Here is a 26,425-nt window from a genome sequence, read left to right as displayed (position 1 = left end):
AGTGGCGGTGAGCTCGAACGGTTCGATCCAAGGTCGGTTGATCGAGGAGATCCGGCGCCGGATCATCGCCGGCGAGATCGCACCCGGTGTCAACATCTCCGAACTGGCCATCGCCGAGGAGTTCGGCGTCTCCCGAACCCCGGTACGCGAGACCTTCAAACAGCTGCAGACCGAAGGACTCATCGAGATCCGGCCCCGGGTCGGCACATTCGTCACCACCCCGTCGCGCCGGGAGATCACCGAACTGTTCGAGATGAAGGAACTCCTGGAGGGTGCGGCGGCCAGGCTGCTGGCCCAGCGCGGCCGCGTGCCGGAGGTGGACAAGCTGGAGGACAACCTCCGCCGGGCCGATGACGCCGTCGCGCATGATGACCGCGCACGGTATGCCGAACTCGTCGAGGAATTCCACGACCTGCTGATCATCGGTGCCGACAACCGCAAACTCGAAGCGCACTACCGCATGCTGATGAACCAGCTCGCCTACGCGCGCCTGGTGCACACCTCCCTGAGCCAGCCGGGCCGGCCCCTGCAGTCCGACCGGGAACACCATGTGGTGCTGGATCTCATCCTGGCCAAGGACGGTGACAGCGCCGAACGGGTGATGCGTGAGCATGTGCGGGCCAGCCGGCAGGCGCTGCTGGCCGGTCTCGGCGACTCGATCTAGCCGACCGCTCGACCGTCATCTCCGGCCGGACAGGGGCCGTGACCCCGCGCCTGCCCCCGGCCGGGACGGTTCGAGCCGAGAAGGCCGATCGCCCGGGCCGACGGTGATCCGGGTTCGGGCGTGTAGGTGACGAGGGTCTGATTCGGTGACGCCGGGGTGCTCCAGGCGATGAAGGCGAGGTCGATGTCGCCGATATCGGGATGCCGCAGCTGCGTCACGCCGGTCGACTTGGCGTAGACATGGTGGTTGCTCCAGTACCGACGAAACGCCGGGCTGTGCGTGGACAACTCGTCGACCAGCGCGGTCAGTCCGGCATCGTCCGGGTTCCGGCCTGCCGCCATCCGCAGCATGCCGACGGTATCGCGTGCCGACGCCTCCCAGTTGCGGTGCCGGGCGGCTAGTTCGGCGTCACGGAACAGCAGCCAAGCGGTGTTCCGCTCGCGGATCGGTCGAGCCGCGAAATCGGTGAACACGATACCGGCGAGAGCGTTCCATCCGATGACATCGGTGTTGGCGGTCATGACCAGGGCGGGCACCGTCAGGGTGTCGAGGAACATCCGCGTCAGGGCGCTGAGTTGTTCGCGAGTTGCGCGGGGCCGATCGTGACGCGGGCGGGCAAGGTCGCGAAGATGTTCACGCTGGGGCTCGTCGAGTAACAGCGCCCTCGCGATGGCCTCGAGCACCGTCTCCGATGGCCTGCCGGCGCGGCCCTGTTCCAGCCGTATGTAGTAGTCGGTGGACAGGCCGACCAATGCGGCGACCTCTTCCCTGCGTAACCCGGGAACACGCCGGCGCGCACCGTTGTGCGGCAACCCGACCGCTGTCGGCGACACCGCCGCCCGACGGGCCTGCAAGAACGCGCCCAGTTCGACATTGCGCATGCCCCATCATCACGCCGCGGGGCGCGGGTGACCATAGGTCTGGTTGTACCCCGGTTCGGGACACCCCTGGCACCGCCGGGTCTGGAACTGCCCAGCGGTCGCGCTGACGATGGTGTGATGACCAACGACCACGCGATACCCGGCGGCTCGGCGTCCTCTGCAGCCGCCACCCCAGCAACGGCGCACCACAGTTCCGTCCCTGATTCCAGGCTGCTGCGCATCCCCACCTACGCCGAGGCGCGGGCGAATCCGGAGATCCTGCGACGTTTCAACGCGGCGGTCCTGGAGGAATTCGAGTCGAATGGAGGAAAGGTCGGTGGCCCCTTTGCGGATTCGCATGTCCTGCTCTTGACGATGACGGGCGCCAAGTCAGGCCGGCGGCGCCGAACGCCCTTGGAGTACTTCACTGTCGATGGCCGGATGTACATCGTCGGCACCAGAGGTGGGGCGCCGCAGCACCCGGCATGGGTTCACAATCTTCGGGTGAACTCCGCCGCACGCGTCGAGGTCGGCACGCAGGCATACGACGTCGTCGCCGACGAGATCACCGGCGATGAGCGCGAGGCGATCTGGGCGAAGATGATCGAACTCTGCCCCCGCATCGGCACGTACCCCAAACCCGAACGGGTCATCCCGGTGTTCGAACTGCGAAAGGTGTGACTCCGTCAGTGATTCGCGGCTCGCCGGGGTGCACCCAGGCGTTCGGTGCGCAACCGCGTCACCTCCGGCAGGTCCAGCGGCGGCAGGTCACCGACGACCCGGCTGAGCAGGTGATCGGCCAGCTGCGGATTGCGGGCCAGGCACGGCCCGTGCAGATAGGTCGCGACGATGCTGCCCTGCACCGCACCGTCGAAACCGTCGCCCAGCCGGTTGCCCGCACCCTTGGTGACCCGGGCCAACGGCCGCGCCGCTGAGCCCAGAACCGTTCCACCACGATGGTTTTCGAAACCGGTGAGGGGGTCGGTGAGGCCGTCGACCAACGGTTCGGAGGTCACCTCACCGATGGTGCGGGCTTGCTGCGGAGAGGTGGTGACATCCAGCAGGCCCACCCCGTCGACCCGCTCGCCGGCCGAAGTCTCATACCAGTGGCCCAGCACCTGGATCGCGGCGCAGATGGCCAACACCGGGGCGCCGCGGGATACCGCGCGCTGCAGGCCCGGATGGCGGATCAGGTGTTTGGTGGCCAGCCGCTGCGCGTAATCTTCGGCGCCGCCGAGGGTGTAGAGATCCAACGACTCCGGCACCCGATCGTCGAGCGTGATCTCCACGATCTCGGCGTCGATCCCACGTAACCGCAACCGCTGCCGCAGTACCACCGCGTTGCCGCCGTCGCCGTAGGTGCCCATCACGTCGGGCAGCACCAACCCGATCCGGACAGTCACGGCATTGCTCCTCGCGTGCGCGTCATCGCCTTTGCTCCTCGCGTGCGCGTCACGACAACCGCCGGTTCAGTTGCAGGAATGCGGTGTAGTTGGCGATCACCTCGACGTGCCCCGGAGGACACGATGCGATGGCGGCCACGGTGTCGTGCACCAGGGTGTGCTCCACACCGGCGTAGCCCAGCCGCACCGCCAGATCCGTGCCGCGTTCCCCGGCGGCCACCACCTGCGTCGACTCGAAATGCTCGAACCGGACGTCCCACAGCCACGACAGGTCCTCGCCGTCGGGCACCTGCCCGTTGACCGAGATCACCACGCCCGCAGCGTCTTTGTCGATCATCGACAGCGCTTCCTGCCAGCCCGCCGGATTCTTGGCCAGCAGCAGCCGGGCGGTGTGATCACCCACCCGTACCGTGCGATACCGCCCGGCGACCTCGTCGACGGTGCACACCGCCGCCACCGCCCGGACCGGGTCGGCGCCTAGGGCCACCGCCGCGGCGACGGCCTGGGTGGCGTTGCCGCGATTCACCGCGCCGGGCAACGCCAGCTGCATCGGATGCGAAAAACCGTCCGGCCCGTAGATGTTCGTCTCGTCGAACCACCACTGCGGGCTGGGCCGTTTGAAGGCCGGGGTGCCCGTCGAATACCAATCGACGCCGTCGCGCACGATCACCTCACCGGATCGCGGGCAGCTCACCGAGTCCTGCGCCCACCCGCCGCCGGCGGCCACCCACACCACGTTCGGGCTGTCGTAGGCGGCCGAGGTCATCAGCACGTCATCGCAATTGGCGACGATCACCGCGCCGGGATGACGGGCCAGCCCGGCGCGCAGCGTGCGCTCGATGTGGTTGATCTCGCCGACCCGGTCGAGCTGGTCACGGGACAGGTTCAACAGCACGACCACCGCGGCGTCGATCGCGTCCAGCACGTGTGGGACGTGCATCTCGTCGACCTCCAGCGCGGCCAATTCGGCGTCCCTGGCGCCGGCCAGCGCGGCCACCAGGCCGGCGTCCATGTTGGCGCCCTCGGAATTGCTCGAGACCGGTCCCAGCGTGGCCAGTGCCGCCGCCGTCATCCGGGTGGTGGTGGATTTGCCGTTGGTGCCGGTGACCACCACCGAACGGCGGCCGGCCCCGAGCTGGCTCAGGATCGAGCGGTCCAGCGTCATCGCCACCAGGCCGCCGATCATCGCACCGGCCCCGCGGCCGGTGACCCGCGACGCCCAACGCGCCGCCGCGCCGGCGCGCAGCGCCAGCTTTCCCCGAGTGGTGACGGCCATCCGCTGAATTTTAGGGGCCCGACACGCACGGCTGCGATCGGCGTGTTGTCGGACCACCGTGTCATCCTCGAACCATGAGCCAGACCTGGGGACGACCGGCGGTCGAACCGGGCACCGGCTGGGCGGTCGTCGACGTGGAGACCACGGGTTTCCGTCCCGGCCAGGCCCGGGTGGTCAGTGTGGCCGCGCTCGCAGTGGGGGATGACGGCAATGTCGAACACAGTGTCGCCAGCCTGCTCAATCCCGGGGTGGATCCCGGCCCCACCCACGTGCACGGCCTGACCACCGAGATGTTGGACGGCCAGCCGACCTTCGCCGATATCGCGCCCCGGCTGATGGAGGTGCTGGACGGACGCACGCTGGTGGCCCACAACGTGGCCTTCGACTACGCCTTCCTGGCCGCCGAAGCCGAACTGGTCGGCGCGCAGCTGCCGGTCGAGTCGGTGATGTGCACCGTGGAGCTGGCCCGCCGGCTGGCGTTGGGTACCGAGAACCTGCGGCTGGAGACCCTGGCCGCGCACTGGGGCGTCACCCAGATGCGTCCCCACGACGCGCTGGACGACGCTCTGGTCCTGGCGCAGATCCTCAAACCCGCGCTGGTGGCCGCCCGGGAGCGTAAGGCCTGGCTGCCGATCCGGCCGGTGACCCGCCGGACGTGGCCCAACGGCCAGGTCACCCACGACGAATTGCGGCCGCTGAAGACGCTGGCCGCCCGGTTGCCGTGCCCGTACCAGAATCCCGGCCCGTTCGTGGCGGGGCGGCCGCTGGTGCAGGGCATGCGGGTGGCGCTGTCGGCCGAGATGAGCCGGACCCATGAAGAGGTGATCGAGCGCATCCTCGACGCCGGGCTGGCCTACACCGAGAATGTGGACCAGCACACCTCCGTGGTGGTGTGCAACGAGGCGGCGCCCGAGCAGGGCAAGGGCTACCAAGCGGTCGACCTGGGCATCCCGCTGCTCTCCGATGCCGAGTTCCTGCGCCTGATCGACCACGCCGTCGGGGGCCGGGATGTCGAGGAGTTCGTCGACACCACCGGCGACGGCGACCAGTACGCCCTGTTCTAAACCTCCGGTTTGACGAACGTGTAGACCTGGTATTGCAGCAGGCTGAGCTTGGACAGCCATTTCATCCAGCGGGTGCCGACGAAGAGGGTGTCCTGGGCGTCCGCCGACGCCTGTTCGCGGAAGAACCGCAGCAGGAACGGGTAGGTCGGCATGGTGTTCTTCCGGATGTTGCGATTGGCCACCAGCGCAAGTCCCGCGTGTTTGCCCATCGACTTGTATCCGCGCAAGGGAACGTCACCGAGCGTTCCGTAGGACCTGGCGATGCGGGGCCGGATCGCCATCCAGATGGGCGTCTTGCCGAAGAACATCATGGTGGGGACGAAGTCGGACACCGCCAGGCAGCCGCCCGGCTTGAGCACCCGCGCGGCCTCGTCGAGGAACTTCTGCCGCGACGGGAAGTGGAAGATGCACTCCACCGCCAGGATGCGGTCGAACGAGTTGTCCTCGAACGGCAGCTCGCACGCGTCGGCTTCGACCCAGCGCAGGGTGTTGCCGTGTGCGGGGGTGATCTGTGCGTCGGCGGCGGCGAGTTGGCGTGGGTCGATGTTCAAACCGGTGAGCTCCATACCGGAGTAGCTGCCGTTGATCTGCTGGATCGTCCCGCCGAATCCGCACCCCACGTCGAGCAGCTGCTGTCCGTCGGTGAGCCGTCCCGCCTCGAACAGCACGTCGTTCATGGCTTCCATGGCGGCGGTGTAGTCCGCCCGGGTACCGGTGGCGGTCTTGGGGTCGTCCCAGTATCCCCAGTGCACCTGGTTCTCCCAGAGCTGGCCCGTTTCACCGCCGCCCTGGCGTTCATCCATGAGCAGGTCGAAATAGGGCAGCGTGAGTTTGGAAAGGCGTTGGGCTGACAGGGTTTCCATTTCGTGGGCCTCCGGTTCGGTGGTGGTCGAGAGATTCATCGTTGTCTTTCCCGTTGATTCGTGGTCACGGAGTGGGCATCCACTCCGCCACAGCCAGGATGGTGAACACCACCAAGGCGAGTCCGATCAATCCGCCGGCGGGAATCATGGCGACGCACACCGTCACCCAGACCAGAAGCCGCGGCCACTCGAACGGCTGATTGCCCACCACACCGCCACGACGATGGCGCAGTGCGTGGTAGGTCGCCCAGATCCCGGCACCGGCCGCCGCGACGCCGATGATGCGCATGCCGTCCGGTGTCACCGACAACGCCACACCCGCCATCGCCGCGGCGGCGGCCATCCGTGCCCAGACCACGCCACGAAGCTCGTTCACCAAGCCGATCGCGGGGCTGCGATCCGGCTCGCCGCGGTAGCGCGGCAGCCGGCCGTCGATGCCCAGCAGGCGCCAGATCCAGCGCGACCACGCCGTCCGCAGGCCGAGCTCGTCGGCCAGCCGGCGAACGTCGGCGGCCGATTCGGCCATCAGCCGTCGGGAGTAGGTGCTTCGCCAATAGGCCGCCTTGAACACCCGTCGCGGGACGTCGAACTGCCGTACGAAGGCGCGTGGCGGCGTGAGCATTTCACCGATCAGCCAGCGCAGGAAGAACGGAAAGGTGATGGCGTACAACGCTCGCCGGATCCGTCCGGCACCCTGTATTCGCTGCGCCAAGTGGATATCGGCGAAGGTGATATGGCGGGCCTCCTCGGCGAGATGGATGGAGGTGACCCGGTTGAGCAGGGGCGGCACCTGCGCTGCGCCGCGATGCTGCAGCGTCTGCTGAAAGTGCAGTGGTTGTTCGCCGCACAACACCCCGATGAAGAGGAACACGTTGGCGTAGCCACCGATGAAGGCGATGATCGGTCCGAAGATCCGGGAAGCGCGACGCATGCCCGGCACGTCTTCGCGGGTGCGGTTGACGAACTCCTGGAACATCTGGATGTGATGACATTCGTCGGACAATTCGTGCAGCAGGTAGCGGAACACCTGGGCACCGTTGGGCAGTGTGCCCGCGTAGTGCACGACACCGCGGATCAGCATCATCTCGAACTGCAACGTGACCTTGAGGATGTTCGCCGTCATCCAGCGGCCCATGTCGATGCGTCGCTGCGGTGACTGCCGGCCGTACCATTCCGTCGCCGCCAGCGGAGCCGCTTCCGGATCGAGTTGCCAGCGAGAGTCGTTCGCATCCAAGGCGTTTTCGGGCGCGTCCCAGTCGATGTCGACATAAGGATCGAAGCTCAGCCGGGACATCGCCTCGGTGAGCGAGGTCACCCGGTCGGTGTAGGCCGGCGCCGACGGATCGTCGGTATGGCTGAGAGCCGTCATGTGCCGGTGCGGGTCTCGATGCACTGTGCCGGTGGACAACCCGATTGCATACCGATCTCCATCCAGCCGTCGTTACTGGAATTGGTAGCACCCTGGTGATTACGGCGTCTGCATGTGCGCCAAGTCGTTACACTTTGCGCGCTGACCTGTTACGCGCGCACATTCGTCGGCGAAAGCCCTTGCCGTGCAGCCGCATCCCTGGCGGCGCACCATGGGCAGTGGCCGTGACCGAATCCGACCCCAACATCTGGTGTCCGATCTCGGTATCGAGCTCAGCTCACAGTGGTGCGTCCGCGGTGGTGGCCACCGCGCCGGCGACGTCGCCGTCCGAACTGCGTGCCACGGCCACGATCAGGGGCCCGTACGGCGCTCGCCATTCGCTGTGCGGGGTGTCGTGGGTGTCTGCGGCAAGTGTGACGCCACCCGTCGCCGCATTCGCGGTCACCGTCAGGGGCACCCGGGCCCCGTCGACGAAGACCGAGACATCCTCTGCTGCACCGTTGGTCACCTCGACGCGGAAGCTGAGCGCGATGGCGCCGTTTTCGCGGCGGGCGTGCACATCGGTTATGGCGACGGCCAGTTCGCCGACACCCGCGGGACGCGGGTGCTCGAACACCTGCTCGTCGGGAAGCCGGGGAGTGCGCGCCGGGGAGACCCGACGGGCCCGCAACGCCTCGAGCGAGCGGGCAAGCCGCAACAGTGTGGTGTCGGAATAAGCGGCCCCGGCCACGGTGAGCCCGACCGGCATCCCGGTGTCGTCCATCGTGCCCATCGGAATGGTCACCGTCGGGATGCCGAGGTGGCGGGGCACTAGGTTGCCGTTGGACACCCAGACCCCGTTACGCCAGGCGATGTCGGCCGAATCCGTTTTGACGTCGGCATCGGCGGGTCCGACATCGGCCGCCGCCGGGAAGATGACGGCGTCGATCTGGTTGTGCGCCAGCCACTCCTCGAAGTCGACTTTCCGCGTGTGCTCCAACCCGCGCATCCCCGCCTCGATCGACGGGATCCGGTTCCAGGGCGTGACACCCTCGCGCGCCCGGTCGACGTAATCGGCGAGGTCGTAGGCGACATCGAACGGGAAGATGCCGTACCGGTCGGGCAACGCACCGGTCGGGTGCGGGAAGATGCGCCCGCCCTCGACCTCCGCGAGGCCGGACAGCCCGGGCTGCCCGATGGCGCGCAGGAACGCGTCGAACGCCCAGATCGACAGCTCCCCGAGTTCGCGGTTCAGGAATTCGGCGGGGACGAAACCGCGGTCGATCATGGAGCGGGCTTCCGGGTGCAGCCCTTCGTAGTTCTCGACGACCGGGAAATCGGTCTCGACGACGTCCACCCCGGCGGCCACCAGATCGTCGTGCATGTTCTTCCACAGGGCCAGCACGGAGTCGCGCGTGCGGATCGGGTACGCGCTGTCCGGATCGCCGTTGACATACAGGCGGGGCACCGCGAACCGCAAGCCGCGCAGCGGAAGTGGCGGCAGGTCGACGTAGGACTCGGGGCGCACCCGCGAGGCCGCGGGCAGCTCGATCCAGTCCTGCAGGCGCCACAGGTCGCCGTCGGCGACCGGGTCGTCACCGACGACGGTGTCGAGCAGGCGCAGCAGGTCGTCGACCGAACGGGCATGGGGTACCACGACATCCATGGTGGGTACCAGGGGCCAGTTGCCGCGCACCGAGATCACTCCCCGCGACGGGGTGTAGGCCACCAGGGAGTTGTTGGACGCGGGGGCGCGACCGGAGGACCACGTCTCTTCTGCGAGGCCGAAGGCGGCGAAGCTCGCCGCCGTGGCGGTGCCCGATCCGTTCGACGAGCCGGAGCCGAATGCCGCGGTGAGATAGTTTTCGTTGTAAGGGCTTTCGGCGCGGCCGTAGAGTCCGCGCTGCATGCCGCCGGCCGCCATAGGCGGCATGTTGGTCAGCCCCAGGCAGATCGCCCCGGCGTTGCGCAGCCGGCTGACGGCGAACGCGTCATCATGTGCCACGAGGTCGGCGAAGGCCGGGGAACCGGCCGTCACCGGCAGGCCGCGCACCATGTAACTGGCCTTCGCCGTGTACGGGATGCCGTCCAAGGGGCCGTGGGACTGCCCGCGGGCTCGGCGCAGATCCGATGCGCGGGCCTCGTCGAAGGCCGCCGGATTGAGCACGGGCACGGCGTTCAACGTGATCCCGGAGCGGTCGTAGTGGCCGATCCGGTTCAGATAGCGCGCCACCAGCTCGACACTCGTGACCGTGCCCTCCTCGAGAGCGCGGTGCAGCGTGGCGAGATCGGCCTCGACAACAGAGAAGGAGGGGGTAGTCATGACGCGCCTCGGTTTCATTCACTGGGGGAGCGGACATGACCGGTGCGCCGCTCCGTCCGACACCGCGCTAAAACATACACCGTCTGTTTAAGATGTGCACGCGGTCCGACTCGGCGAGGACGCCGGAATACCGGTTGTACGCTGAGTCGCATTCGAGAGGAGAACGGTCATCGCTCGACCATCCCGGCCCATCCTCAGCCGTGACCTGATCGCCCGCACCGCGCTGGGCCTGGTGGATCGGTACGGCGCCGAAGGTGCCAGCATGCGGCGGGTGGCCCAGAAGCTGAACGTCAACCCGGCCTCGCTCTACAACCACGTGCCGGACCGGGCGGCGATGGTCGAGGACGTCCGAGCCCTGGTGTCGGCGAAGATCGATTCCGCGCCACTGCGCGAACTGCCGTGGGAGGACGGCCTGATCGCATGGGCCAGGTCGTACCGACTGGCCTTCGCCAACCATCCCCGGGCGGTGCCACTGCTCATGACCACGCGGGCGTCCGCGCCGGTGTTGCTCGCGGGATACGAGGACTTCGTCGTCGCCGCCGAAGCCGCCGGATGGCCGAGAGCGGAGGTGCTGCCTCTGCTCACGGCCTTCGAGTCGTTCATCCTCGGCAGCGTCCTGGACATGTCCGGGCCGAGCGTCGTGTTCGATCCGACGGGACAGGAGGAGCGTTTCCCGCGCTTCACCGCCGCCTACGCGACACTGCAGGACGAGGACTCGACGGACCCCATCGCCACCCGGGCCTTCGAGCGGGGGCTGGCGATGCTCGTCGCCTCGGCCCGGCCCACCTGAAAGCGGCGCCCGACTACGCCCGGGCCGCCCGGTTCACCGCCGACACCACCGCGCGCAGTGATGCCGTGGTGATCGAGGTCGCGATCCCCACGCCCCACACCGTCGTGCCGCCGATCGAGGCCTCCACATAGGCGGCGGCCTGCGCCTCCTCGCCTGCGGACATGGCGTGCTCGGAGTAGTCCAGCACGTTGACCTGGTACCCGATGGCCCCCAGCGCGTCGCAGAAGGCGGCCAGCGGTCCGTTGCCGGCGCCGACGATCTCCCGTTCCACCCCGTCGACCTTGACCACCGCGGTGATCTTGTCGGTGCCACCGTCCACCTCGGCGGCCTCCACCTTCTGCCGGATCCGTTCCAGCGGGGTGATCGGCGCCAGGTACTCGTCGGCGAAGACATCCCAGATGGCCTTCGGCGACACCTCGCCGCCCTCACCGTCGGTGATCTCTTGGATGGCCTTGGAGAACTCGATCTGCAACCGTCGCGGCAGCACCAGTCCGTGGTCGGCCTTCATGATGTAGGCCACCCCGCCCTTGCCGGACTGCGAGTTCACCCGGATGACGGCCTCGTAGGTGCGGCCGACGTCCTTCGGGTCGATCGGCAGGTACGGCACCTGCCACAAAATGTCGTCCACGTCGGCGTCCTGCTCGTCGGCCGACACCTTCATCGCGTCCAGGCCCTTGTTGATGGCGTCCTGGTGGCTGCCCGAGAACGCGGTGTACACCAGGTCACCTCCGTAGGGATGCCGCTCGTGCACCGGCAGCTGGTTGCAGTACTCCACGGTGCGGCGGATCTCGTCGATGTTGGAGAAGTCGATCTGCGGGTCCACCCCGCGGGAGAACAGGTTCAGGCCCAGCGTCACCAGGCAGACATTGCCGGTGCGTTCGCCGTTGCCGAACAGGCAGCCCTCGATCCGGTCCGCTCCGGCCTGATAGCCCAATTCGGCTGCGGCGACACCGGTTCCGCGATCGTTGTGCGGGTGCAGGCTCAAGATGATGGAGTCCCGCGGCGACAGATGCCGGCTCATCCACTCGATCGAGTCCGCGTACACGTTGGGCGTGGCCATCTCGACGGTGGCGGGCAGGTTGACGATCAGCGGCCAGTCCGGCGTGGGCGCGACGATCTCGGCCACCGCGTTGCACACCTCGACGGCGTACTCCAGCTCGGTGCCGGTGTAGGACTCCGGCGAGTACTCGAAACGCCACTTCGTCTCGGGATACTTCTTGGCCTCTTCGACGCACATCCGGGCACCATCGGTGGCGATCTTCTTGACCGCCGCCCGGTCGGCGCGGAACACCACCCGCCGCTGCAGGATCGACGTCGAGTTGTAGAAGTGCACGATGGCCTGCGGGGCGCCCGCACAGGCCTCGAACGTCTTCTCGATCAGTTCGGGCCGGCACTGCGTCAGCACCTGGATGGTGACGTCGTCCGGGATGGCGCCCTGCTCGATGATCTCGCGGACGAAGTCGTAGTCGGTCTGGCTGGCCGACGGGAAGCCGACCTCGATCTCCTTGTAACCCATCCGTACCAGCAGGTCGAACATCCGCCGCTTGCGGGCCGGGCTCATCGGGTCGATCAGTGCCTGGTTGCCGTCGCGCAGGTCCACCGCACACCAGCCGGGGGCGTGGGTGACCACCTTGTCCGGCCAGGTGCGGTCGAACGGCGCAGCCGGTTCCCCTCCCGGAACTTCGGCGGCGAAGGATCGGTACCTGCTGACGGGCATCGAGGAGGCGCGCTGGGTGTTCCAGGCGGGCTGGCCGTCGCGGCGGGGGCCGGCGGGGGTGGTGATGGTGCGGGCGGACGTGTAGGCGTCTGGGCTGTTCATGGTGGTTTGCTCCGGAGTCTCTGGGAATCGATCCCGTGGATTTCAGACCGGCGCATCGCGAAACCCCCGCGACGGGTTGCCGGTCTGGTCAGACCCCGTCGCGGCGTCCGAGAAGGAGCACCCGCTGCACGTGAGCTACTGTACTCCGCATACTTGTGGCGCCAAAACTCCGCTCCCCGCGGTCAGTGCTGGTCCTGTTCATCGTGACGGCACTCGGCCTCGCCGGATGTGCCCGGGTCGTCGACCCGGTGCCGCTGGCCGTCGGCCCCGATCCCGGTTTCTTCTTCGCCGGTTCGGTGCCCACCTACGGACACCCGGTGAGCCCCGCCGAGCACAACCGGTTGGCGTATCTGCGGGCGCTGCGCCGGGTCGACCCGTGTGACCTGCTGACCCGCGAGTCACTGGGCAAGATCGGTGAAATCGGCGCCGTCGGAACCATGTTCGCGTTCGACGAGTGCGATGTCGACATCAAGATGGCGGGCGCCACCGCCCGGCGCTACCTCAGTGTCTCGGTGGAACTGGGCACCCTCGACCACGCCGCCTGCCAGTACGTGGCGCCGCTGCTGCTGTCCCGGCTGCCCGGCGCCCCACCGTTGCCCGGACCCGTGCAGCCGGTGTTCCGGATCACCCCCATCACCGACCAGCCCTGCGACTTCGCCGACGCCGTGGGCCGCTCGACGGGTCCGCTGCCGGCGGCGGATCGGCCCCCGATCCGGGACGCCGTCGGCGTCTACCCGGTCCGGCTGGCCGAACGTGACCCCTGCGAGATCGTGCCGGTGCTCGGCACGGCGCGGTGGGATATCGGCGCCTCGCGGCCCCACGTGTGCGCGCTGACCCTCGCCGACGGCACCGCCATCCGGGTCACCCTGCAACCCCAGTTGTTCGAACCGGAGACCGACAACAGGCTGCGGCAGAGCCGCGACGGCGTGGTCGCTTTCGTCGACACCCAGCTGTGCGCGGCGACCGTCTTCCTCGGTCCCCAGATGCGCCGCAAGCTGCTCGGTGGCGACTACCTCCAGCCCGGTGACGTGGTGATCCGGCCGGCGGTGACGGTCGAGAGCACCCCGGCGCGGTGCGGCACCGTCACCGGTGTCGCGGCGACGGCGGCCAAGCTGTTCGGTTGATCGTCCGCTGATCGGGGGACACCGGATTCATCCGGCCCATCCTCCGGTCGCCCGACACCTCACAACGCGATATCGGGGCACCGTCTGTGTGAACACCACACGCAGGCAAAGGAACTCGACCATGACCACCTTCGTCAAGGCGCTCACCGCGTCGATCCTGTCCGCCGGCGTTCTCGGCGCCGCCGCCCTGGGACTGCTCGGCGCCGGCGGCGGGATCGCGGGGCTGCAGACCTCCACCACGCACGCCGCCTACCCGAATCGCTGATTCACACCTGAACATCCGGGAAGGCGATCACCGACAGGAACCGGATCGGCAGCTCCACCAGATCGACCGGTCCGTGCGCGCCTTCCCCGTCCATCTGCAGGGAGTCACCCGGGTGCAGCCGATACACCGAGCGGCTGTGGCTGTAGTCCATGACGCCCTCCAGCATGAAGATGAACTCGGTACCCGGATGCTGGAACAGCGGATAGGTCCGGCTCTTCTCGGTGAGCGTCACGTGCAGGCACTCCAGCCGCTTGTGCTCTCCGCGCAACGAGCTGAGCAGCTGGTACTCGTGCCCCTCCTTGGTGCCGTTGCGCACGATCCGCGCTCCCGTTCCCGACTTCACGAACGCGGCCGGGCGTTCCACGTCGGCACCGCGGAACAGGCTGGTCACCGGGACGTCCAGGCCCTTGGCCAGCAGCGCCAGGGTGGACAGGCTGCAGGAGGTCTGGGCGTTCTCGATCTTGGACAGCATCGCCTTGGAGATGCCCACCCGGGTGGCCATCTCCGCCACGGTCAGCCCCTGGGCGAGCCGCAACTGCCGTACGTTGCGGCCGATCGCCGCCTCGAACTCCAGTTCGTCGGACGGCACCTGGGGGTCCCGGTCGCGGGCGGTGCCGGAGTTCCGAAGCAGCGGGACGTCGCTCATGTGTCGACTCGCTCCCCTCTAGCGCATCTCGCCCGCGCCGACGTACGGGTACGGGCTCCTGAGAAGATCTTGCTCGGCGAACCGGGCCAACCGGAAATCTGATTCCGGGATGCGCGGGTCGGAGCTGCGCCCGTCCATCACCAGATCGGCGATCAACCGGCCGACCGCGGGGGCGATCTTGAACCCGTGCCCGCTGAACCCGGCCGCCACGATGAGCCCGTCGATACCGGTCGTCGAGATCACCGGATTCCAGTCCGGGGTGACGTCGTAGCAACCGGCGTAACTGCCGGTGATCGCGGCGTCGGTGAAGCCCGGGAACCGGGTGCCGACCTTGTCGACGGTCACGTCGATGAACGCATCGGTGGCCCGGTTCAGGTAGTCGTCGGGGTCCGCGGTCTCGCCGTGGGCCAGATCGCTGTTCCCGAACAGGATTTCGCCGCCGAGTTCGGGCCGCACGTACTGCAGCGAGACCAGATCGGAGAACACCGGCACCTTCCCGATGTCCAGGCCGGGGGCGATGGTGACGATCTGCTCGCGCACCACCTCGATCGGCACGTCCAGCCCGTACCGCGCCAGGAACGGGCGGGTCCACACCCCGGTGGCGACGACGACGGTGCCGGCCGCCACCTCGGTGCCGTCGGCCAGCCGCACCCCGGTGACCCGCCCGCGGTCCAGGAGCAGGTCGGTGACGGTGCTGCCCTGTCGCACCCGGACGCCGGCGGCCCGCGCCGCCACCGAGAACGCCTGTGCCGTCTGGTACGCGTCGCCGTAACCGCCGCGGGCCTCCCAACCGAACGCGGCGAACGGCTCCAGGTCGGCCCATGGCCACAGCGCGGCGACGTCGGAGCGGTCGATCTCCTCGGTCTGCACCCCGACGGCGCGTTGGGCGGCCAGGCTTTTGCGCAGGTTCTCGACATTCGGTTCGCCGACGCCGACGACGTAGCCGGTCTGCCGGAATCCGATATCGGTCCCGAAGATCTCCTGCGCCTTCTCGAACACCTCCAGCCCGACCGCGGCCATCGCCGCCAGCGAACTGACCCCGTAGTGGCAGCGCACGATACCGCTGGACTTACCCGTCATCCCGGATCCGACCGTATTGCGCTCGAGGACCAGAATGTCGCCGGCAGCCCGTTCACTCAATGCCCAGGCCGCCGCCGCGCCCTCCAGCCCGCCGCCGACGATGACGACATCCGCGCTAACGCTCATGGCCGGGAATCCAGTTCGTGCCGGCCAGCGGGACCCGCGCCATGGCGGCCGCTTCGATGGTGATCGCGACCAGATCCTCGGGCTCCAGGTGGGTGACGTGCGCCTTGCCGCACGCCCGGGCGATGGTCTGGGCCTCCATGGTCAGCACCCGCAGATAGTTGGCCAGCCGTCGGCCGCCCTCCACCGGGTCGAAACGGGCGGCCAGCTCCGGGTCCTGCGTGGTGATCCCGGCGGGATCACGACCGTCCTGGAAATCGTCGTAGAAACCGGCTGCGCTGCCCAGCTTTTCGTATTCGGCCGCGTAGCGCGGGTGGTTGTCCCCGAGCGCGATCAACGCCGCGGTGCCGATGGCCACCGCGTCCGCGCCCAGGGCCAGGGCCTTGGCCACATCGGCGCCGGACCGGATCCCACCGGACACGATCAACTGAACTCTTCTGTGCACGCCCAGCTCCTGCAGCGCCTGCACGGCCTGGGGGATCGCGGCCAGCGTCGGAATGCCGACGTGCTCGATGAACACCTCCTGGGTGGCCGCGGTGCCGCCCTGCATGCCGTCGACCACCACCACGTCGGCGCCGGCGTGCACGGCCAGCTTGACGTCGTAATAGGTGCGGGTAGCACCGACCTTCACGTAGATCGGCTTCTCCCAGTCGGTGATCTCCCGCAGTTCGTTGATCTTGATGGTGAGATCGTCCGGCCCCGTCCAATCCGGGTGCCGGCACGCCGAGCGCTGGTCGATACCCTCGGGCAGGGTGCGCATCCCGGCCACCCGCGGGGAGATCTTCTGCCCCAGCAGCATGCCGCCGCCGCCCGGTTTGGCGCCTTGGCCCAGCACCACCTCGATGGCGTCGGCCTTGCGCAGGTCGTCGGGATTCATCCCGTACCGCGACGGAAGATACTGGTACACCAGGTGTTTGCTCTGCCCGCGCTCTTCGGGGGTCATGCCGCCGTCACCGGTGGTGGTCGACGTGCCTGCTTCACTGGCGCCGCGGCCCAGCGCCTCCTTGGCCGGGCCGGACAGCGCGCCGAAACTCATGCCGGCGATGGTGACCGGGATGTCCAGGTGCAGAGGGTGTTTGGCGTACCGCCCACCGAGCACCACGTCGGTGCCGCAGCGTTCGCGGTAGCCTTCCAGCGGATAGCGGGACATCGACGCGCCGAGGAACAGCAGGTCGTCGAAATGCGGCAGCGGGCGTTTGGCGCCCCACCCGCGGATGTCGTAGATGCCGGTCTCGGCGGCGCGCTGGATATCGGCGATCGTGTTTCGGTCGAAGGTGGCGGATTCACGCATCAGTAGGCACTCGCATTGTCGACGTGGAAGTGGTAGAGGGTGCGCGCCGATCCGTACCGGGTGTACTCGGCGGTGTCATCGGCATAGCCCGCCGCGGCGAGCAGCTCGGCCAGCTCGGCGTGGTGTTCGGGCCGCATCGGTTTGGCCACGCAGTCGGCGCCGAGGGAGGCGACCTCGCCGCGCACGTACAGCCGCGCCTCGTAGATCGAATCACCAAGGGCTTCACCGGCGTTGCCGCGCACCACCAGGCGCCCGGCCTGGGCCATGAACGCGCTCATATGGCCGATGTTGCCGCCGACCACGATGTCGACGCCCTTCATCGAGATACCGCAGCGGGCCGCGGCATCGCCCTCGATGACCAGCAGGCCGCCGTGGGCGGTGGCCCCGGCCGACTGTGAGGCGTTACCGGCGACGCGGACCGTGCCGCTCATCATGTTCTCCGCCACGCCGGTGCCGGCGTTGCCATCGATGGTGACGGACGCGCGCTGGTTCATGCCCGCGGCGTAGTACCCGACGTGCCCCTCGACGGTCACCGTGATCGGTGCGTCGAGCCCGACGGCGACGTTGTGGGCACCGTCGGGATGGGTGATGACGAAATCACCTGTCACACCCGGCTTGTGCAGGGCGGCGTTGACCTCCCGCAGGCTGGTGCTGGCCAGGTCGTACTTCACTAGCGTGTCCATGCGTACACCACCTCCGGCTCGGGTTCCCAGATCTTGGCGGCCTCCACACCCGGCAGGCCCGCCAGCGCGCGGTACTCGCTGGCCATCGCCACCCAGTTCGGTGTCTCGGCGATCACCGCCGGTTTGCACGCGATGGCATCGCGTACCACCGCGAAGGAATCGCGGTTGGACACCAGCAGCGTGTAGAAACCGTCGAACGTGGCGCACAACTCCTTGAGCGCGCTCTCCACGTCGCGGCCCGCCGCCAGCTGTTCGGCGACGAATCGCGCGCCCACCTCGGTGTCGTTCTCGCTGTCGAATTCGACTCCGGCCCTGCGGAGTTCACGGCGAATGGTGGCGTGGTTGGCGAACGAGCCGTTGTGCACCAGGCATTGCTGCGGCCCCACGGTGTAGGGATGGCAGCCCGACGGGGTGACCGCGGATTCGGTGGCCATCCGGGTGTGCCCGACGCCCTGCCAGCCCTGGGCCTTGGCCAGACCCCAGCCGTCGGTCAGCGCGCGTGGATCACCGACGCCCTTGAGCACCGCCAGGTCGGCGCCGAACCCGGCCACCAGGGCGTCCGGGTAGGAGGCGCGCACGCGGTGCAGCAGCACCTCGGATGGTTCCTCGGCCGTCAGGATGTAGGTCGAATCAACCGCGATCACCGCCACATCCGGGCCGAGGTCGGGTGCTGCACCGATATCGGTCACCGAGACGCAGCCCTTGCCGGGCGGCGACCACACCGGGTCGCCGTACACCGCCACCCCGGCCGAATCCGAGCCGCGGTCCGACATCTCACACAGCATCCCGGTGAGCAGTTCGCCCAGCCGGGGGTAGAGCTCCGGTGTGCGCAGGTGTAACCCCACGATCCCGCACATGATGGTCCTTTCTAGAAAGCCGTCAGGTATTGGTCGATTTCCCACGGCGCGACGGTGCCGTGGTAGGCGAAGAACTCGTCGCGTTTGATCCCGGCGAAGTACGAGGCGACGCCCGTACCCGCGGTGTCGAGGACTCCGGCGATCACCGGGTCGGTCTCCAGCTCGTCGATGGCGTGCAACAACGTGGGCGGCAGCGTCGAGGGCCCCTGGGCGCCGACGTCGCCGGGGTCCAGGCTGCGCTTGATGCCGTCGATGCCGGCGCCGAGGGCGGCCGCGATCGCCAGGTACGGGTTGGCCGCACCGTCGCCGCCGCGCAGTTCGACGCGCTGATTGTCCGGCACCCGGATGTAGTGGGTGCGGTCGTTTCCGCCGTAACTCGGTTTGCGTGGCGCCCAGGATGCGCCCGAGGCGGTGCTGGTGGCGCCGGTTCGCTTGTAGGAGTTGACGGTCGGCGCGACGACGGCCTGCAACGCACAGGCGTGATCCAGGATGCCGCCGATGAATCCGTATGCCGTCTCGGACAATCCGAGACCCCGGGCATCCTGCTCGGCCGGGAACACCGGGGTGCCGGCGCTGGTCAGCGACAGGTGCAGGTGCAGCCCGTTGCCGGTGCGATCGGCGAACGGTTTGGGCATGAAGGTGGCGACCATGCCGCGCTCGGCGGCGATCATCGACAGCAGGTAGCGCAGCGTGATCACGCGGTCGGCCGTGGTGAGGGCGTCGGCGAACTGGAAGTTCTGCTCGAACTGTCCGTTGCCGTCCTCGTGGTCGTTGGCGTAGTTGGACCACCCCAGGGTGTTCATCGCCGTGGAGATCGCGGTGAGGTGGTCATACATCCGGGTGACACCCCGTGCGTCGTAACAGGGTTGGGCTGCGGTGTCGGCGGTGTCGGCGGTGACCAGGGTGCCGTCGGCCTCGCGGCGCAGCAGGAAGTACTCGACCTCCGCACCCACCCAGGGCTCGAAGCCGGCGTCGGCGACCTGCTGGATGAGCCCCTTGAGGATGACGCGCGGTGCGTATGGCCACGGCTCGCCCTGTACGTGCGGGTCGCAGTGCACCAGGGCCAGCCCCTCCTTGATGAACGGGATCGGGGTGAACGACGCCGGGTCGGGCAGCGCCATCAGGTCGGGATCCTTGGGCTGTTGCCCCATGGCGCCGACGGCATAGCCGGCGAAGCCCACCCCCTCGGTGGCCAGCTGCTCGACGGCTTCGACGGGAACCAGTTTGGCGCAAGGCTTTCCGCGCAGGTCGACGAACAGGGCGAGGATGAAGGTGGTACCGGACTGCTGGGCTTGGGTGGCTAGATCGGGCGGCATGACTGTCTCCTAATGGGAACCAGAGTATCTTACGGTGAAACTTCGATGGGCCAAAGAAATCCCGGTGACCAGCCGGCGCAGGGGCGCTGCGCCGGCTGGAGCCGGGTCCTGATTGCTCCTCGCGTCCGCGGGTGTGGGTCAGGCGGACGCGAGCTCGTAGGCCGCGTCCCGGTGGACGTGGGTGTCGATGCCCTTCTCCTCTTCCTCGGGCGAGATGCGGATGCCGATCGTCTTCTTGATCGCGAAGGCGATGACATAGGCGATGACGAAGGAGTAGGCCATGACGGCCGCGGCGGCGATCGCCTGCTTGGCCAGCTGACCGAGCCCGCCGCCGTAGAACAGGCCGTTGGTGGCATTCGGCATGGAGTCACTGGCGAGGAAGCCGATCATCAGGGTGCCGATGACGCCGCCGACCAGGTGCACGCCCACCACGTCCAGCGAGTCGTCGTAGCCGAACTTCTCCTTGAGACCGACCGCGAAGGGGCAGATTGCCCCGGCCACCAGGCCCAGGATGATCGCGCCCACCGGGGTGACCGCGCCGCACGCCGGGGTGATGGCGACCAGGCCGGTGATGGCACCGGCCGCCGCGCCGACGCCGGTGACGTGGCCGTCCTTGAACTTCTCCACGGCCAGCCAGGCCAGCGTGGCCGCGCAGGTGGCGACGAAGGTGGTGACCATGACGATGGCGGCCGAGTTGCCGGCGGCCAGCGCCGAACCGCCGTTGAACGCATACCAGCCGGCCCACAGCAGCCCCGCGCCCAGCAGGGTCAGCGGGACGTTGTGCGGTTTGCGCAGCTGGCCCCAGTTGGCGGCCTTGCCGAGCACGATCGCGACGGCCAGCGCGGCCGCGCCGGCGTTGATGTGCACGGCGGTACCACCGGCGAAGTCGATGGCCTTGAGGCTGTTGGCGATCCAGCCGCCGACCGAGTCCTTGGTGACGACGCCGTCGAAGGCGAACACCCAGTGTGCGACCGGGAAGTACACCAGCACCGCCCACAGGGTGGCGAACAGCATCCAGGCGCCGAATTTCATCCGGTCGGCCGCGGCGCCGGAGATCAGTGCGACGGTGATGGCCGCGAAGAGCGCCTGGAACAGCGCGAACAGGCTCACCGGCAAACCGTTGATGGTGGTCTGCGACTGCAGCAGGTCCTTCATGCCGGCGAACTCGGTGAGGCTGCCGACCAGTCCGGCATCGCCGATGGAGGTGCCGAAGGTCATCGAGAAGCCGAAGAGCACCCAGAGCACGCCGACGATGGCGACCGCACCGAAGGTCATCATCATCATGTTGGTCGAACTCTTCACGGAGACCATGCCCCCGTAGAACAGTGCGAGGCCGGGGATCATCATCGTGAGGCCGATGATGCAACAGAGCATGAATGCGGTGGTTCCGGTATCCATATACATCTCCTGAGGGGGCGCGGCCGCCAGGCCGATCACTGGCAGTAGACGATGTTTCTGTTACGTAGACAGGATTGCCGTGTTGCCGCTGGGTAAATCACCGCTGCCGGTTGCTGACCGCCCGGCGCCCATGCCAGGAAGTAAACGCCTCGTGTCCGGCGCGTAACTTTCCATTTGGAGTACTGCCATTTGGAAGTAACGATGCTAGTTTCCCTGCGGCGGAGCAGATTCCGCCGCAGTACCTTCGCATTACCCCATCGCGTCGCCAGCGCCGTCCGAACGCGACATCCCTTATCAGTCGGCCGCTCCCGCACGGGACGCGGTGAGGAGACAACATGACGTCATCTGAGCAACCGGTGGGCGAGGTGCAGGTACATCCCACCGCCGCGCCGCCCGGCAGCGGGCCGTGGGCCCGCTTCGTCAACTGGGCCGGCCAGGACACCATCGAAGACTTTTCCCTGCGCTATGCGCCCAAATCGTTCCGCAAGTGGAGCCCGATGGCCTGCGCGGTGGCCGCCCTCGGCGGTATCGCCTACCTGGCCGACTATTCGATCGGCGCCTCCATCGCGGTCACCCACGGTTCGGCCAGCGCGGTGGTGGCGATCCTGGTCGCCGCCGTCACCATCTTCCTCACCGGCATCCCGATCGCCTATTACGCCGCGAAGTACAACATCGACATGGACCTGCTCACCCGGGGCGCGGGGTTCGGGTATTTCGGGTCGACCCTGACCAGCCTGATCTACGCCAGTTTCTGTTTCATCTTCTTCGCCCTCGAAGGGGCGATCATGGCGCAGGCGATGAAACTGGCGTTCCATCTGCCGCTGGCCCTGGGTTACATCATCGGCTCGTTGATCATCATCCCGTTGGTGCTCTACGGGATGACCGCCCTGGCCAAGTTCCAGGTGTGGACCCAGCCGCTGTGGCTGGTGCTGTTCGTCGCGCCGATCGCCTTCATCGCTACGGCCGATCCGGCCGGCTTCCACGGCTTCCTGTCCTGGGCGGGCGACGGCGGCAGTGAGCGGGTCACCGCGATCGGGGTGGGCGCCGGTGCCGGTGTGGCGCTGTCGCTGATCGCCCAGATCGGTGAGCAGGTCGACTATCTGCGCTTCATGCCGGAGAAATCCGAAACGCCCGCGTTGCGCTGGTGGGCGGCGGTGCTCGCCGCCGGTCCGGGCTGGGTGATCCTCGGCGCGGCCAAGCAGATCTGCGGTGCGTTCCTCGCCTTCTACGTCGCAGGCAAGGTCGGTTTCACCGCCGCCACCGAACCCATCGAACAGTTCCTCGGTGGCTTCGGGTCGGTGATCCACAACGACACCGTGGCGTTGGGGCTCGCGACGCTGATGGTGCTGCTGTCCCAGGTCAAGATCAACGTGACCAATGCGTACTCGGGTTCGCTGTCGTGGTCGAACTTCTTCAGCCGGGTGCTGCACGTGCACCCGGGCCGCGTCGTCTACCTCGCGCTGCACATCGCCATCGCGCTGTCGCTGATGCTGGGCAACATGTTCGCCGTGCTCAACACCATTCTGGGCTTCTACTCGAACGTGGCGATCGCCTGGGTGGGCGCGATCGTGGCCGACCTGGTGATCAACAAGCCGCTGCTGAAGCTCAGCCCGCCCTACGTGGAGTTCAAGCGCGCGTACTTGTACAGCATCAACCCGGTGGGCTTCGTGTCGATGATGGTGGGCTCGTTCTTCTCGATCCTGGCCTTCTTCAACGCCTTCGGGCCACTGCTGGCGGCCTGGTCGCCGTACCTGGCCCTGAGCCTGGCCTTCGTGCTGTCCCCGGTGATCTGCATCGCCACCAAGGGCAAGTACTACCTGGCCCGGCCCAACCCGCTGCGCGAGGAGATCGAGAAGGAACCGCTGTGGGCCGGACAAACCCTGCTCGACATCGTCGACAACAAGCGTTACGAGCTGCCGGACATGGTGCACGACTGCCCGTTCCACCACGGCCCGGTGTCATCGCTGACCTGCACCCTGACCAAGGACTGCCACGACATGTGCAAGAACGGCGAGCACTCCGAGTCGGTGGCCTCGGATGCCCTGCGCGCCGAACTGAGTCAGCGGGCCTGAGCCGGCGCACCGCAACCGAACCCCGCCGCACCGGGACCACCGGTGCGGCGGGACTCGGTCAGGCGCTCAACTGATCGATGACCCGGAACTCCACATCGGTTGTGTCCGCGAGAAATACGGGCTGATGGGTGTGCGCACCGCGCATCGCCACCTCGCCCCGCGGCCCCTGATAGGACACCGTGGAGCGGACCCGGTCGATCGCCCGCACCTGCAGGCTGCCCGCGGCGCCCGCGAGGGCGGCCAGCAGGAGCAGGCCTTCGTAGCAGGATTCGCCGATATTGTTCAGCGTGGGTGCGGTCGCGCCGAACAACTGCTCGTAGCGTGAGCCGAAACCCATGTTCTCCGGCGTCACCAGACTCTCGAAATAGCCACACGCCGTGTAGAGGCCGTGCGTGCTGCCGGTGCCGCTGGCGCAGAGCACATCCTCGCCGATCATCAGCGACAGCCGGATCTGCTTCTCGTGCAGCCCGGCCCTGGCGAAAGCGCGGTTGAAGGCGGCGTTGTCGGTCCCGACCATGAGTACCAACACCCCGTCCGCCCTCGAGGATCTGACGAGGTCCAGCGACGCGCGGAAATCCCGCCCGCCCAACGGGATGAACGTCTCGCCGGCGAAGTCGAATCCGTTGGCGCGCATGTAATCCTTGGTGACGGCGGCGGTCTGGCGTGGCCAGATGTAGTCGTTGCCGACGATGCACCAGCGCCTGATCCCCTCGTTGGCACGCAGCCACTGCAGCGCGGGGAAGAGCTGTTGCTGGGGTGTCTCGCCCACCATGTAGACACCCGTGGTGTTCTCGCCGCCCTCGTAGAACGTGGTGTAGACGTACGGGACACGGCCCGCGGTGTGCGGGGTGATCACCTGGCGGGCGTTGGACAGGTGCCAGCCCACCACGGCGTCGATGGAATGCGTGTCGACCAGCCGCCGCATCTGCGCCGATATCGCCGACAGTGGTGCGCCCGCGTCGACCGGGTGCAGCCGCACCGGGCGGTCCAGGATGCCGCCCGCGGCGTTGATATCGGCCACCGCCAATTCGGCGCTGACCTCGCAGGAGGGTCCGAACATGCCGGCGGGTCCGCTCAGGGGCACCACCAATGCGATATCGACCGCATCGCGGCTGTGTTCCATATCGTCAAACACCTCACCCAGGCCTGCCGTGGGGACGACGACGCCGGATCCCCCTAACGTGAGTGCACCGCAGCAGCGGTGGTTGACAACATACTCCGCGGCGCGTGAAATTTCTTTCCAGCTGAAACTTCCCGTCGGCGCCGGGTAAGCTGCTGGGCAACATGGACACCACCCCGGACACCCCAGCCGCCGTCGAAGAACTCGCACGGATCGCAAAAACCGTTGTGCAGGAACTGGATCGGGCGGTCGCAGCCCAACTGGACGGGATGACGGTGGCCCAGTGGCACGTGCTGAGCGCGCTCGAGGGCGGCCAGGGCAAGGCGATGTCCGCGCTGGGGGTGGCCACCCTGCTGCCCGGTCCCAGTCTCACCCGGCTGATCGACGGCATGGTCGAGGACAACCTGGTGCTGCGCAAGGTCGATGTGACCGATCGGCGCAGGGTGCTGGTGTTCCAGACCCGCCGCGGTGCGGCGGCCTACCAGCGGGCCAGGGCCCGGTTGGCCAAGTCCGAGGACCTGACGGCACTGGTGACCCGCAATGCCGGGGTGGTGCAGAGTCTGGGGGAGATGCTGGCCCACTTGCGGGGCGAGGAGCTGGCGCCCACGTCGGCACCGGCCTGAGGAGGGGGCCGGGCTGACGGCCCCCTCCCGGCCCGGTCAGAAGCTGGCGTGCGGTGCGCCCATTCCGGGATCGATCTGGTAGGGGCCCGCCGCGGACGGCGCGACCGGGAAGTCGAAGATGGCCGTCGGAATGTACACGGTGGCACAGGAATTCGGGATGTCGACGACGCCGGAGAGGCGGCCCTCGATGGGTGCGGAGCCGAGCAGGAGGTAGGCCTGCTCGGGGCTGTAGCCGAACTTGGTCAGATAGTCGATGGCGTGCAGACAGGCGCGCTGGTACGCCAGGTCGGAGTCCAGATACTTCTGCTCGCCGTCCAGGGTGACCGACGTGCCCGAGAAGGCGATCCACTCCGAATACTGCGGATCGGTGTTACCGGGCATGAAGATGGCGTTCTCGTGCACACCGTAGGTGTCCATGCCGCCCTTGATCAGGTCGACGTGCAGATCCAGGAAGCCGCCCATCTCGATGGCACCGCAGAAGGTGATCTCGCCGTCGCCCTGGGAGAAGTGCAGGTCGCCGAACGACAGGTTGGCGCCGGGGACGAACACCGGATAGAAGACCCTGCTGCCCTTGGTCAGGTTCTTGATGTCCTGGTTGCCGCCGTTCTCCCGCGGCGGGGCGGTGCGGGCGGCCTCCGCGGCGGCGCGGGTGAACGCGTCACCGGTCAGACTCCCGAGAATGGCGTCCTGCGGCTCCGGCGGCAGCGCCAGCGGCGGCACCCGGTCGGGGTCGGTCGCGATCAGCGCGCCCTCGCGGGCATTCCACTTGGCCAGCAAGGCGGCCGAGGGTGCGGTGCCCATCAGACCGGGATGCACGATGCCGGTGTACTTGACCCCGGGTACGTGGCGAGAGGTGGCGCTCTGCCCCGAGAAATCCCAGATAGCCTTGTAGGCGTCCGGGAACTGATCGGTGAGGAAGCCGCCGCCGTTCTGCTTGGCGAAGATGCCGGTGTAGCCCCAACCCTGGCCCGCCAGTGGGCCCGAATCCTCTTGCGGGATCGGCCCGACGTCCAAGATGTCGACGATCAGCAGATCACCGGGCTCGGCCCCCTCGACGGCGAACGGCCCCGACAGGCAGTGCACACCCTTCAGTGGCGCGTTGAGGATGTCCTCGGCCGAGTCGTCGTTGACGATCGCGCCGTCGAACCATTCCCGGCAGTGCGCCCGAAAACTGGTGCCGGGCTTGACCGTTACTGCGGCCGGGATGTCCGGATGCCAGCGGTTGTGGCCGACGATCTGTTGCTCGGTGAACTTCTTCGTCGAATCCAGCGGGAACAGTAGTTCGGGCACGGCGACCTCCGGGATGCGCTGTCGAGTGATCACATAATTCCAAATAGAACTATTCAGAGCAGGGTACATAGGGTGGGCGGATCGCGCGCGTTAACAACGTATGACGCTGCCGGCGAACGGTTATCGT

General features: G+C 67.8%; 24 protein-coding genes. 8 read left to right on the top strand and 16 right to left on the bottom strand.

Annotated elements, in window-relative coordinates; all coding sequences use genetic code 11:
- Positions 1-7: 7 nt before the first annotated feature.
- Positions 8-664 carry a GntR family transcriptional regulator gene (locus tag BN977_RS12395; protein ID WP_234709544.1) on the top strand — a complete coding sequence of 219 codons (657 nt, stop codon included), beginning with the start codon at positions 8-10 and terminating at the stop codon, positions 662-664.
- Here the strand turns inward: BN977_RS12395 and BN977_RS12390 are convergent.
- Positions 661-1,545 carry a helix-turn-helix transcriptional regulator gene (locus tag BN977_RS12390; protein WP_084172481.1) on the bottom strand — a complete coding sequence of 295 codons (885 nt, stop codon included), beginning with the start codon at positions 1,543-1,545 and terminating at the stop codon, positions 661-663. The genes BN977_RS12395 and BN977_RS12390 overlap by 4 nt on opposite strands.
- Positions 1,546-1,800: 255 nt before the next feature.
- Between BN977_RS12390 and BN977_RS12385 the strand changes: the two genes are divergently transcribed.
- Positions 1,801-2,205 (top strand): nitroreductase/quinone reductase family protein, encoded by a 405-nt coding sequence (locus tag BN977_RS12385; protein ID WP_036398982.1) that lies wholly within the window; start codon positions 1,801-1,803, stop codon positions 2,203-2,205.
- Positions 2,206-2,210: 5 nt separating this feature from the next.
- Here BN977_RS12385 and BN977_RS12380 read toward each other — a convergent pair whose 3' ends face one another.
- Together BN977_RS12380 and BN977_RS12375 are read right to left on the bottom strand one after the other, a co-directional pair.
- Positions 2,211-2,927 (bottom strand): type 1 glutamine amidotransferase, encoded by a 717-nt coding sequence (locus BN977_RS12380; RefSeq protein WP_036397762.1) that lies wholly within the window; start codon positions 2,925-2,927, stop codon positions 2,211-2,213.
- Between the two features lie 49 nt (positions 2,928-2,976).
- Positions 2,977-4,203 (bottom strand): Mur ligase family protein, encoded by a 1,227-nt coding sequence (locus BN977_RS12375; RefSeq protein ID WP_036397761.1) that lies wholly within the window; start codon positions 4,201-4,203, stop codon positions 2,977-2,979.
- 74 nt (positions 4,204-4,277) lie between these two features.
- Here BN977_RS12375 and BN977_RS12370 point away from each other — a divergent pair, with 74 nt between their 5' ends.
- Positions 4,278-5,267, top strand: a complete 990-nt coding sequence (locus BN977_RS12370) for a DEDDh family exonuclease (protein WP_036397760.1) — start codon at positions 4,278-4,280, stop codon at positions 5,265-5,267.
- Here BN977_RS12370 and BN977_RS12365 read toward each other — a convergent pair.
- The 3 genes from BN977_RS12365 to BN977_RS12355 form a co-directional block, all read right to left on the bottom strand.
- Positions 5,264-6,169 carry a class I SAM-dependent methyltransferase gene (locus BN977_RS12365; RefSeq protein WP_234709543.1) on the bottom strand — a complete coding sequence of 302 codons (906 nt, stop codon included), beginning with the start codon at positions 6,167-6,169 and terminating at the stop codon, positions 5,264-5,266. The two genes, BN977_RS12370 and BN977_RS12365, sit on opposite strands and share 4 nt — an antisense overlap.
- Positions 6,170-6,194: 25 nt before the next feature.
- Positions 6,195-7,499, bottom strand: a complete 1,305-nt coding sequence (locus BN977_RS12360) for an AurF N-oxygenase family protein (protein ID WP_024452221.1) — start codon at positions 7,497-7,499, stop codon at positions 6,195-6,197.
- 277 nt (positions 7,500-7,776) lie between these two features.
- Positions 7,777-9,801, bottom strand: a complete 2,025-nt coding sequence (locus BN977_RS12355; RefSeq protein ID WP_036397759.1) for an amidase — start codon at positions 9,799-9,801, stop codon at positions 7,777-7,779.
- A gap of 169 nt (positions 9,802-9,970) precedes the next feature.
- Between BN977_RS12355 and BN977_RS12350 the strand changes: the two genes are divergently transcribed.
- The gene (locus BN977_RS12350; RefSeq protein ID WP_036397758.1) at positions 9,971-10,591 is read left to right on the top strand and encodes a TetR/AcrR family transcriptional regulator C-terminal domain-containing protein; all 621 of its coding nucleotides are present in this window, start codon (positions 9,971-9,973) and stop codon (positions 10,589-10,591) included.
- Positions 10,592-10,604: 13 nt separating this feature from the next.
- Here BN977_RS12350 and leuA read toward each other — a convergent pair whose 3' ends face one another.
- Complete coding sequence (gene leuA, locus BN977_RS12345) at positions 10,605-12,410, bottom strand: 2-isopropylmalate synthase (protein WP_024452218.1); 1,806 nt, start codon at positions 12,408-12,410, stop codon at positions 10,605-10,607.
- A 203-nt stretch (positions 12,411-12,613) separates the two neighbouring features.
- Between leuA and BN977_RS12340 the strand changes: the two genes are divergently transcribed.
- Both BN977_RS12340 and BN977_RS32860 read left to right on the top strand, forming a co-directional pair.
- Positions 12,614-13,534 carry a hypothetical protein gene (locus BN977_RS12340; protein WP_131590089.1) on the top strand — a complete coding sequence of 307 codons (921 nt, stop codon included), beginning with the start codon at positions 12,614-12,616 and terminating at the stop codon, positions 13,532-13,534.
- Between the two features lie 121 nt (positions 13,535-13,655).
- Complete coding sequence (locus BN977_RS32860; protein WP_165576314.1) at positions 13,656-13,799, top strand: hypothetical protein; 144 nt, start codon at positions 13,656-13,658, stop codon at positions 13,797-13,799.
- Position 13,800: 1 nt separating this feature from the next.
- On the opposite strand, the gene BN977_RS12335 is transcribed toward BN977_RS32860, so the two are convergent.
- The 7 genes from BN977_RS12335 to BN977_RS12305 form a co-directional block, all read right to left on the bottom strand.
- Positions 13,801-14,445 (bottom strand): type II toxin-antitoxin system RelB family anti-toxin, encoded by a 645-nt coding sequence (locus BN977_RS12335; RefSeq protein ID WP_024452216.1) that lies wholly within the window; start codon positions 14,443-14,445, stop codon positions 13,801-13,803.
- An 18-nt stretch (positions 14,446-14,463) separates the two neighbouring features.
- Positions 14,464-15,651 carry an NAD(P)/FAD-dependent oxidoreductase gene (locus BN977_RS12330; RefSeq protein WP_036397756.1) on the bottom strand — a complete coding sequence of 396 codons (1,188 nt, stop codon included), beginning with the start codon at positions 15,649-15,651 and terminating at the stop codon, positions 14,464-14,466.
- Positions 15,641-16,939, bottom strand: a complete 1,299-nt coding sequence (locus tag BN977_RS12325; RefSeq protein ID WP_024452214.1) for an FMN-binding glutamate synthase family protein — start codon at positions 16,937-16,939, stop codon at positions 15,641-15,643. The genes BN977_RS12330 and BN977_RS12325 overlap by 11 nt, the downstream gene beginning before the upstream one ends.
- On the bottom strand, positions 16,939-17,622 hold the full coding sequence (locus BN977_RS12320; protein ID WP_024452213.1) for a GltB/FmdC/FwdC-like GXGXG domain-containing protein: 684 nt from the start codon (positions 17,620-17,622) through the stop codon (positions 16,939-16,941). Before BN977_RS12320 ends, BN977_RS12325 begins: the two co-directional genes overlap by 1 nt.
- A complete protein-coding gene (locus tag BN977_RS12315; RefSeq protein WP_036397754.1) occupies positions 17,610-18,479 on the bottom strand; it encodes a class II glutamine amidotransferase domain-containing protein in 870 nt (289 codons plus the stop codon). Before BN977_RS12315 ends, BN977_RS12320 begins: the two co-directional genes overlap by 13 nt.
- A gap of 11 nt (positions 18,480-18,490) precedes the next feature.
- Positions 18,491-19,795, bottom strand: coding sequence for a type III glutamate--ammonia ligase (gene glnT, locus BN977_RS12310; RefSeq protein WP_024452211.1), 1,305 nt, complete (start codon positions 19,793-19,795; stop codon positions 18,491-18,493).
- A 138-nt stretch (positions 19,796-19,933) separates the two neighbouring features.
- Entirely contained in the window at positions 19,934-21,193 is a 1,260-nt protein-coding gene (locus tag BN977_RS12305; RefSeq protein WP_036398977.1) for an ammonium transporter, read from the bottom strand.
- A 335-nt stretch (positions 21,194-21,528) separates the two neighbouring features.
- On the opposite strand from BN977_RS12305, the gene BN977_RS12300 reads away from it, so the two are divergent.
- A complete protein-coding gene (locus tag BN977_RS12300) occupies positions 21,529-23,265 on the top strand; it encodes a purine-cytosine permease family protein (RefSeq protein WP_051561310.1) in 1,737 nt (578 codons plus the stop codon).
- Positions 23,266-23,323: 58 nt separating this feature from the next.
- Here BN977_RS12300 and BN977_RS12295 read toward each other — a convergent pair whose 3' ends face one another.
- A complete protein-coding gene (locus BN977_RS12295) occupies positions 23,324-24,388 on the bottom strand; it encodes a substrate-binding domain-containing protein (RefSeq protein ID WP_036397753.1) in 1,065 nt (354 codons plus the stop codon).
- 161 nt (positions 24,389-24,549) lie between these two features.
- On the opposite strand from BN977_RS12295, the gene BN977_RS12290 reads away from it, so the two are divergent.
- Positions 24,550-25,008: a MarR family winged helix-turn-helix transcriptional regulator gene (locus BN977_RS12290; RefSeq protein WP_036397751.1), complete on the top strand. Its 459-nt coding sequence runs from the start codon at positions 24,550-24,552 to the stop codon at positions 25,006-25,008.
- 36 nt (positions 25,009-25,044) lie between these two features.
- On the opposite strand, the gene fmdA is transcribed toward BN977_RS12290, so the two are convergent.
- Positions 25,045-26,298 (bottom strand): formamidase, encoded by a 1,254-nt coding sequence (fmdA, locus tag BN977_RS12285; protein WP_036398973.1) that lies wholly within the window; start codon positions 26,296-26,298, stop codon positions 25,045-25,047.
- Positions 26,299-26,425 lie beyond the last annotated feature (127 nt).

The sequence above is a fragment of the Mycolicibacterium cosmeticum genome (assembly GCF_000613185.1).
Taxonomy (GTDB): Bacteria; Actinomycetota; Actinomycetes; order Mycobacteriales; family Mycobacteriaceae; genus Mycobacterium; species Mycobacterium cosmeticum.
This window is presented reverse-complemented; position numbering and strand designations above follow the sequence as displayed.

Coding starts and splice junctions, on each gene's coding strand:
- BN977_RS12315 (WP_036397754.1), bottom strand. CDS start 18,479: ATGTGCGGGATCGTGGGGTTACACCTGCGCACACCGGAGCTCTACCCC.
- BN977_RS12330 (WP_036397756.1), bottom strand. CDS start 15,651: ATGAGCGTTAGCGCGGATGTCGTCATCGTCGGCGGCGGGCTGGAGGGC.
- BN977_RS32860 (WP_165576314.1), top strand. CDS start 13,656: ATGACCACCTTCGTCAAGGCGCTCACCGCGTCGATCCTGTCCGCCGGC.
- BN977_RS12375 (WP_036397761.1), bottom strand. CDS start 4,203: ATGGCCGTCACCACTCGGGGAAAGCTGGCGCTGCGCGCCGGCGCGGCG.
- BN977_RS12335 (WP_024452216.1), bottom strand. CDS start 14,445: ATGAGCGACGTCCCGCTGCTTCGGAACTCCGGCACCGCCCGCGACCGG.
- BN977_RS12320 (WP_024452213.1), bottom strand. CDS start 17,622: ATGGACACGCTAGTGAAGTACGACCTGGCCAGCACCAGCCTGCGGGAG.
- BN977_RS12305 (WP_036398977.1), bottom strand. CDS start 21,193: ATGGATACCGGAACCACCGCATTCATGCTCTGTTGCATCATCGGCCTC.
- BN977_RS12370 (WP_036397760.1), top strand. CDS start 4,278: ATGAGCCAGACCTGGGGACGACCGGCGGTCGAACCGGGCACCGGCTGG.
- glnT (WP_024452211.1), bottom strand. CDS start 19,795: ATGCCGCCCGATCTAGCCACCCAAGCCCAGCAGTCCGGTACCACCTTC.
- BN977_RS12365 (WP_234709543.1), bottom strand. CDS start 6,169: ATGAATCTCTCGACCACCACCGAACCGGAGGCCCACGAAATGGAAACC.
- BN977_RS12355 (WP_036397759.1), bottom strand. CDS start 9,801: ATGACTACCCCCTCCTTCTCTGTTGTCGAGGCCGATCTCGCCACGCTG.
- BN977_RS12325 (WP_024452214.1), bottom strand. CDS start 16,939: ATGCGTGAATCCGCCACCTTCGACCGAAACACGATCGCCGATATCCAG.
- BN977_RS12300 (WP_051561310.1), top strand. CDS start 21,529: ATGACGTCATCTGAGCAACCGGTGGGCGAGGTGCAGGTACATCCCACC.
- BN977_RS12295 (WP_036397753.1), bottom strand. CDS start 24,388: ATGGAACACAGCCGCGATGCGGTCGATATCGCATTGGTGGTGCCCCTG.
- BN977_RS12290 (WP_036397751.1), top strand. CDS start 24,550: ATGGACACCACCCCGGACACCCCAGCCGCCGTCGAAGAACTCGCACGG.
- BN977_RS12360 (WP_024452221.1), bottom strand. CDS start 7,499: ATGACGGCTCTCAGCCATACCGACGATCCGTCGGCGCCGGCCTACACC.
- leuA (WP_024452218.1), bottom strand. CDS start 12,410: ATGAACAGCCCAGACGCCTACACGTCCGCCCGCACCATCACCACCCCC.
- BN977_RS12390 (WP_084172481.1), bottom strand. CDS start 1,545: ATGCGCAATGTCGAACTGGGCGCGTTCTTGCAGGCCCGTCGGGCGGCG.